Genomic DNA, 935 nt, shown 5'->3' with positions numbered 1-935 from the left:
CCGGCCAACCCCGAGAATTTTGGCTGGCTATCGGGTCGGCGGCAGGGTCTGGCGCGGATTCCATGAGTTGCGGAGGTGCTTGGCGATCCGGGCTGGTTACTTCGGGCAGGAGAAGCTCCTCGTGCCTGTACTAGACGATGACGCCTTGTGAATCCTTCACAAGGCGCGGCCCCCGGCTCACCCGACCCTGCAACGACACCCCCTCGTCGCCGCCCTCCCAGCACCGACGCCCGACCGTCAAGCCCCTCTCGATTGCCACGCCATGGCAATCGCAGCAACCCGTCTGCCCGGCTCGCCTGACCGGCCGAGAGGTCACGTAAGTCGGCCGAGTGGGCACTGGACTGCCAACTCGGCCGACGTACGTGACCTCTCGGCCGACGTAGGTGACGTCTCGGCCGACGCGGGTGACGCCTCGGCAAGGGGATCCGGCTGGCTGACAACAAGATCGACGGTGGCGTAGACGGGTCGCGGAACGACGTGGAGCGCTATGTAGAGACCACCCTCGGCATCGCCTGGTCAACAATCGCTCGGCGGCAGGCGATTACTGGTCGGCATCACCTGGGTCGCTACTGGTCAGAGCAGCGGTCCAAGAAGGAGTCGCGCGAGCGGGCCATCAGCCATCGGCGCGCGGAACTCTGTGCCATCCGATGGTGTTGGGTCAGCGCGGGCCGGGCTAACACGTCAGCGATGTCAGGAGAATCGTTCTGATTCGGCCGGTGCGACTAGATCGTGTGAACCGGATCCGTCCGTCCGGGAGCCGCTGGTAGGTGTAGTCGGGGTCGTGGATGCGGCGATGGTCACTGGCACACAACAGCACCATGTTGGCCAGATCAGTCTTCCCGCCTTGGGACCAGGGTTTCAGATGGTGGGCTTCGGTCCAGGCCGCGGGGGCGTCGCAGTCTTCGGCCTGGCAGCACTTGTCGCGTAGCCGTAAC

At 65.3% G+C, this 935-nt stretch carries 1 protein-coding gene; it reads right to left on the bottom strand.

What is annotated here, in order from left to right; all coding sequences use genetic code 11:
- Positions 1-673: 673 nt before the first annotated feature.
- Positions 674-935: HNH endonuclease signature motif containing protein (locus UG56_RS27735; protein WP_143055233.1), on the bottom strand; the 262-nt coding region annotated here is incomplete at its 5' end.

The sequence above is a fragment of the Nocardioides luteus genome (genome assembly GCF_000960475.2).
In the GTDB taxonomy this organism is placed as follows: domain Bacteria; phylum Actinomycetota; class Actinomycetes; order Propionibacteriales; family Nocardioidaceae; genus Nocardioides; species Nocardioides luteus_A.
This window is presented reverse-complemented; position numbering and strand designations above follow the sequence as displayed.